This is a genomic window from Plantactinospora alkalitolerans (assembly GCF_015690345.1).
GTDB classification, from domain to species: Bacteria; Actinomycetota; Actinomycetes; order Mycobacteriales; family Micromonosporaceae; genus Plantactinospora; species Plantactinospora alkalitolerans.
Genome location: NZ_JADPUN010000429.1, coordinates 1 through 2,603, shown reverse-complemented (window position 1 = coordinate 2,603; position 2,603 = coordinate 1). Strand labels below are relative to the sequence as shown.

General features: G+C 71.1%; 2 protein-coding genes. Both read right to left on the bottom strand.

What is annotated here, in order from left to right:
- Positions 1–38: 38 nt before the first annotated feature.
- Positions 39–908: an acyl-CoA thioesterase gene (locus I0C86_RS42245; protein ID WP_196206933.1), complete on the bottom strand. Its 870-nt coding sequence runs from the start codon at positions 906–908 to the stop codon at positions 39–41.
- A 20-nt stretch (positions 909–928) separates the two neighbouring features.
- The gene (pyk, locus tag I0C86_RS42240; protein ID WP_196206932.1) at positions 929–2,380 is read right to left on the bottom strand and encodes a pyruvate kinase; all 1,452 of its coding nucleotides are present in this window, start codon (positions 2,378–2,380) and stop codon (positions 929–931) included.
- Positions 2,381–2,603 lie beyond the last annotated feature (223 nt).

Here is a 2,603-nt window from a genome sequence, read left to right as displayed (position 1 = left end):
GGCCACCGGTCGGATGTTCACCGTCGACGGCCGCCCGGTCAGCCGCCGACGCGGCGGAGCAGACCCTCCTGCACGGCGCTGGCGATCTGCCGGCCGTCGACGGTGAACATCCGACCGGTGGCCAGTCCCCGGCCCCCGGAGGCCGACGGGCTCCAGCAGTCGTAGAGGAACCACTCGTCGGCCCGGAACGGGCGGTGGAACCAGAGGGCGTGGTCGAGACTCGCCCCGACCATGCCGCCCGGTCCCCACACCTCACCGTGCACCGAGAGGACCGAATCGAGCAGCGTCATGTCGGAGGCGAAGGTGAGCGCGCAGGCGTGCAACAGCGGGTCGTCCGGCAGCTTGCCGTCGATCCTCATCCAGACCCGTTGGTGCGGGTCGACCGGCCGGTCGCCGGGAGCGACCCAGCCGGGTTCGCCGACGTACCGGACGTCGATCGGGCGCGGGATCGTCCCCCAGATGCCCAGCCGTTCCGGGTACCGGGCCAGCCGGTCGGCCATCGTCGGCACCTCGTCCGGCGGCGGCACGTCGTCCGGGGTCGGGGCGTGGTGGTCGAGCCCCTCCTCCTGGCGGTGGAAGGAGGCGGACATGAAGAAGATCGTCTTGCCGTGCTGGAGCGCGACGGAGCGGCGTACCGAGAAGGAGCGTCCGTCCCGGATGTTCTCCACCTGGTACTCGATCGGCTCGGCCGGGTCGCCGGGGCGGACGAAGTAGCCGTGCAGGGAGTGCACGACCCGGGACGGGTCCACGGTCCGGCCGGCGGCGACCAGGGCCTGACCGGCGACCTGGCCGCCGTAGACCCGCTGGGGTCCGACCGGCGGGCTGATGCCCCGGAAGGTCATCTCGTCGAGCTGCCGCAGGTCGAGGACGTCCAGCAACTGGTCGACCGCGGCCTGCCCGACGATCAGCTCCGGTCCGCTCCCGGAACTCACTGCCGGGCCCGGGCCGCCGACGCCGCGTCGACCAGCGTGCCGAGCTGGTGCACCCGAAGGGTGTTGGTGGAGCCCGGGGTGCCGGACGGGGTACCGGCGACGATCACCACGTAGTCGCCCGGGTTGGCGTGGTTGAGCCCGACCAGCGCCTGGTCGACCTGCCGGAACATGTCGTCGGTGTGCTGGACGAACGGCATCAGGAAGGTCTCCACCCCCCAGGAGAGGGCGAGCTGGTCCCGGACCTCGGGCACCGGGGTGAAGGCCAGCAGCGGCAGGTCGCAGTGCAGCCGGGAGAGCCGCCGGACCGTGTCGCCGGTCTGCGAGAACGCCACCAGTGCCTTCGCGCCGATGGCCTTGGCGATCTGGGAGGCGGCGACGGTCAGCGCGCCGCCGTGGGTACGCGGGTCGTGCTGCAACCTCGGCACGCCGATCGAGCCGGACTCGGTGGTCGTCACGATCTTGGCCATGGTGCTGACCGTGAGCACCGGATACTTGCCGACGCTGGTCTCGCCGGAGAGCATCACCGCGTCCGCGCCGTCGAGCACCGCGTTCGCGACGTCGGACGCCTCGGCGCGGGTCGGCCGGGAGTTCTCGATCATGGAGTCCAGCATCTGGGTGGCCACGATGACCGGCTTGGCGTTCTCCCGGCAGAGCTGCACGGCACGCTTCTGCACCAGCGGCACCTCGTCGAGCGGAAGCTCGACGCCGAGGTCGCCCCGGGCCACCATGACACCGTCGAAGGCGTCGATGATCGCCTCCAGGTGGGTCACCGCCTCCGGCTTCTCCACCTTCGCCAGCACCGGCCGGTACACGCCGACCTCCTGCATGATGCCGTGCACCAGCTTGATGTCCTCGGGCGAGCGGACGAACGAGAGCGCCACCAGATCGACACCGAGGCCGAGCGCGAAGCGCAGGTCGGCGGCGTCCTTGTCCGACATGGCCGGCACGCTGACCGCCACGTTGGGCAGCGAGACGCCCTTGTTGTTCGAGACCGGGCCGCCCTCGGTCACCAGCACCCGGATGTCGTTGCCCTGCACATCGGTGACCTCGACCGCGACCCGACCGTCGTCGATGAGGAGCCGGTCGCCGGGCCGTACCTCGGCCGGCAGCTTCTGGTAGGTGCAGGAGACCCGCTCCCGGGTGCCGACGACGTCGTCTCCGGTGATCACCACGGAGTCGCCGGTACGCCACTCGTGCGGGCCGTCCGCGAACCGGCCCAGCCGGATCTTGGGGCCCTGCAGGTCGGCCAGGATCGCCACCGCGTTGCCGGTGGTCCGGGCGGCCTCACGGACCAGGTGGTACACCTGCTCGTGGTCGGCGTGGCTGCCGTGGCTGAAGTTGAGCCTGGCTACGTCCATGCCCGCCTCGACGAGCCCACGAATGCGCTCCGGGGAGGAGGTCGCGGGGCCAAGGGTGCAGACGATCTTCGCGCGGCGTTTCACGGCCATCAGGCTATTCTCTCTCTCGGATCGGCCCGCCAGACCCTTGGGAAGCCGAACGGTTGACCAACGTCTCGCGGCGGGAAAGTGACCGGCGGGTGCGTCACACCGGGACGTTGTCGGCGGGCATCAGCGACCGCGCGGCGCCGAGCCTACCCCCGCCGCCCTTGCCACGTCCCCCCGGCCTGATCTGCTCCGGGTCCCGGCCTGATCCTGTCTCTTATACCCATCT

Bases quoted from the DNA above. Each gene is read 5' to 3' on its own strand.
- pyk (WP_196206932.1), bottom strand. From the start codon at position 2,380: ATGGCCGTGAAACGCCGCGCGAAGATCGTCTGCACCCTTGGCCCCGCG.